Raw genomic sequence first — 3,619 nt, 5'->3', positions numbered from 1 at the left:
CGGCGGCAATGGCCGCCGCCATGCCGAGATGGGGGAGCGGCGCGCTGCTGCTGGCCGCTTCGCTTGGCGCGGTTCCGATCGTAGCGCTCGCCCCGATCATGAACCTGTGGCTCGGCGACGGCCTCGCCTCCAGAGCCGCCGTCGCCGCCGCCGCGACGCTGGCGCCGATGGCGATCGGCAGCTACCGCGGCCTGACATCGGCCGATTCCGCTTCAATGGATCTGATGAACGTTCTCGGTGCGGGGGCGGTGCCGGCTTTTTTCAAGCTCAGGCTGCCGTCATCGCTGCCGGCGATGCTGACAGCGTTCAAGATCAGCACGGCCGGCGGCCTGATTGCGGCGATGGTGAGCGAATTTTTCTACTCCTCGCGCGGACTTGGCTATCTGCTGTCCAATTCGGTGAAGATCGCCCGCATGCCTCTTGGATGGGCATGCATCGGAGCGGCGGCAGCCGCGGGGATCGGCATGTATATGCTTGTGCAAGCGGCCGAAAGGCGATTGCTCCTCTGGCATCCCGAATTTCGGAGGCGCCGGAGCTAGAAGGCGGAACATCGCGTTCCGCATCATGCGGACGGGAATGAGGAGGATGCTTATGAAGAGGCCAGCAAGCTGGAACAGCCGACTGGCGGCGGCGGGGCTCGCCGTGCTGATGGCCGGAGCGCTGACGGCCTGCGGTGGCAGCGGCAAGGAAGCTTCCGGCGAAGGCGCAGCTGCGGTCAAGCTGCAGTTGAAATGGGTGCCCCAGGCCCAGTTCGCCGGTTACTATGTAGCGCTCGAAAAAGGCTACTACAAAGACGAAGGACTAAGCGTGACGATCGTCCCGGGCGGACCGGACATTGTCCCGGAGCAGCAGGTCGCCAACGGCTCGGCCGATATCGGCGTGGATTGGGTCGCGAGCCTGCTGGCGCATCAGGAGCAGGGACTTCCGCTCGTCGAAATCGCGCAGGTGTACCAGAAAAGCGGTCTCGTGCTTGTATCCAGGAAATCGGCAGGCATTGCCGGACCGTCGGACCTGAAAGGCAAAAAAGTCGGCAACTGGATGGGCGGCAACGAATTCGAGCTTTTGGCGCTGTTCGACAAATACAAGCTGAACCCTTCCAAGGATCTGCAGTTCGCCAAGCAAGGCTTCACGATGGACCAGTTTCTGGGCGGCGGGCTGGACGCGGCTTCGGCCATGACGTACAACGAGTACCAGGTCGTGCTGGAGCAGGGCATTCCCGAGGCGGAGCTGTCGGTCATCGACATGAACAAGGAAGGCGTCGGGATGCTGGAGGACAATCTGTTCGCCAACAAGGACTGGCTGGCGAAGAACAAGGAGACGGCCGCCAAATTCCTGAGGGCGTCGCTAAAGGGCTGGAAGGACGCCGTCGAGGATCAAGAGGGAGCGGTCGATATTGTGATGAAATCAGCGGATGCGGCGAGCACATCGCGCGATCATCAGCTGAAGATGATGAAGGAGGTTGCGAAGCTGGTTGCTCCGGACGGCTTCGATATCGGCAAGCTCGGCATGATCGACGAGGAGGCTTTCCGGCAGACCGCGGAGATCGCGTTGAAGTTCGGCGTCATCCAGAAGGCGGCGGATGCGGGAACCGCCTATACGACGGAAATCTACGGCATGGCGGCCAAATAGACGGGAGGCTGGGGCATGGGGATAATGGATACGGTCAAAATCGGCTTGATCCAGGCAAGGCATGAAGTGGACGGCGATGAGGACGTCGCGGTCCACAAGGCCGCCGCGATCGACAAGCATATCCGGCTCATCCGCGAAGCGGCCGGGCGCGGAGCCCGGATCATCGGTCTGCAGGAAATTTTTTTCGGTCCGTATTTCTGCGCGGAGCAGGTTCCCAAATGGTACGGGGCGGCAGAGGAGGTCCCTGCCGGGCCGACCGTGCAAGTGTTCGCGAAGCTTGCACGGGAGCTTGGCATCGTGCTTGTCCTGCCCGTCTATGAGCGGGAAGGCATCGCCAGCTATTACAATACGGCGGCGGTCATCGATGCCGACGGAACGGTGCTGGGCAAATACCGCAAGCATCATATTCCCCAGGTCGGAGCGGGCGGGGGAAGCTGCGGCTTCTGGGAGAAGTATTATTTCAAGCCCGGGAATCTCGGCTATCCCGTCTTCGACACGGCCTATGGAAAAGTAGGCGTCTATATTTGCTACGACCGGCATTTTCCGGAGGGAGCGAGGATGCTCGGCCTTGGCGGGGCGGAGATTGTCTTCAATCCGTCGGCGACGGTGGCCGGCACGTCGGAGTACTTGTGGAAGCTGGAGCAGCCGGCCCATGCAGTCGCCAACGGCTACTACGTGGCCGCGATCAACCGGGTAGGGACGGAAGCTCCCTGGAACATGGGAGAGTTCTACGGCCAGTCCTATCTGGTCGACCCCCGCGGCAGGATTGTGGCGGAAGGCAGCAGGGACCGGGACGAGGCCGTCATCGGGGAGCTGGACCGCGCGGTGATCCGCGAGGCTCGGGAGGCGTGGCAGTTTTATCGCGACCGGCGGCCGGAAACATACGGCGAGCTGGCGCATCTGTGAGGAGGAAGCGGAGATGACGGAGACGTCTGCGGGGCCGCGCAAGCTGGGCAACTGGATCGGAGGCTCGTGGAAGGAGGCCGCGGTCGGGACCGGGCAGGCGGAGGTGCGGAATCCGGCAACGGGAGAGGTGCTGGCCGTCGTGCCGATGTCCGGCCGCGCCGAGGTGGAGGATGCTGCCGCCGCCGCGCTGCTGGCGTTCCGGGACTGGCGCAAGGTGCCGGTGCCGGCCAGGGCAAGGCTGCTGTTCCGCTACCGGGAGCTGCTTCATGGCTGCCGGATGGAGCTTGCTGCGATCCTTACAGCCGAGAACGGCAAATGCCTGGAGGAGGCTCTGGGCGAAGTGCAGCGCGGAATCGAATGCGTGGAATTCGCAGCCGGAGCGCCGACGCTGATGATGGGCAGCCAGCTGCCGGATATCGCGGGCGGCATCGAATCCGGCATGTACCGTTATCCGCTCGGCGTCGTCGCGGGCATAACCCCGTTCAATTTTCCGATGATGGTGCCATGCTGGATGTTTCCGCTGGCTGTCGCCTGCGGCAATGCGTTCCTATTGAAGCCGTCGGAGAAGACGCCTCTGCTCAGCTGCCGGCTTGCGGAGCTGTTCGCGGAAGCGGGCTTTCCGCCCGGCGTGCTCAATGTCGTGAACGGCTCGAAGGAGGCGGTCGACGCGCTCTTGGAGCATCCGGCTATCGCCGCGGTCAGCTTCGTCGGCTCGCAGCCTGCGGCTGCGGCCGTCCATGCCCGAGCGGCAGCGGCGGGCAAGCGCATCCAGGCGCTGGCAGGAGCGAAAAACCACTCCATCGTGCTTGCGGATGCCGATCTCAAGGCCGCCGCGAGCCAGATCGCTGCGGCTGCATTCGGCTCCGCCGGCCAGCGCTGCATGGCCTGCTCCGTCGTCGCCGTGCAGGAGTCGGCGGCAGAGGCGTTCATGCCGCTGCTCCAAGACGCCGCCGAAGCTTTGATCGTCGGCGACGGAGCGAGGCCGGGGACTCCTATCGGTCCCCTCATCGACTGCGGCAGCCGCGACCGGGCGCTGAAGCTGCTGGAGCTCGCAATCCGGRACGGAGCGGCGCTGCTCATGGAC

At 64.1% G+C, this 3,619-nt stretch carries 4 protein-coding genes; all 4 read left to right on the top strand.

Annotated elements, in window-relative coordinates; translation table 11 throughout:
* The coding region (locus tag BN871_RS25975) for an ABC transporter permease (protein ID WP_048750081.1) at positions 1–539 on the top strand (539 nt) is incomplete at its 5' end.
* A gap of 52 nt (positions 540–591) precedes the next feature.
* Positions 592–1,629, top strand: coding sequence for an ABC transporter substrate-binding protein (locus tag BN871_RS25970; protein WP_048750077.1), 1,038 nt, complete (start codon positions 592–594; stop codon positions 1,627–1,629).
* A 24-nt stretch (positions 1,630–1,653) separates the two neighbouring features.
* The gene (locus BN871_RS25965; protein ID WP_198156219.1) at positions 1,654–2,535 is read left to right on the top strand and encodes a nitrilase-related carbon-nitrogen hydrolase; all 882 of its coding nucleotides are present in this window, start codon (positions 1,654–1,656) and stop codon (positions 2,533–2,535) included.
* 13 nt (positions 2,536–2,548) lie between these two features.
* On the top strand, positions 2,549–3,619 hold a 1,071-nt coding region (locus tag BN871_RS25960; protein ID WP_048750074.1), incomplete at its 3' end, for an aldehyde dehydrogenase family protein.

Origin of the sequence: Paenibacillus sp. P22 (genome assembly GCF_000469945.2) — a bacterium.
Taxonomy (GTDB): domain Bacteria; phylum Bacillota; class Bacilli; order Paenibacillales; family Paenibacillaceae; genus Paenibacillus_O; species Paenibacillus_O humicus.
Note: the sequence above shows the minus strand (reverse complement) of the source record. Positions and strands in the feature narration are given on the sequence as shown.

What these genes read in the sequence shown, in the direction of transcription:
- BN871_RS25965 (WP_198156219.1), top strand. Translation starts at nt 1,654, where the DNA reads ATGGATACGGTCAAAATCGGCTTGATCCAGGCAAGGCATGAAGTGGAC.
- BN871_RS25970 (WP_048750077.1), top strand. Translation starts at nt 592, where the DNA reads ATGAAGAGGCCAGCAAGCTGGAACAGCCGACTGGCGGCGGCGGGGCTC.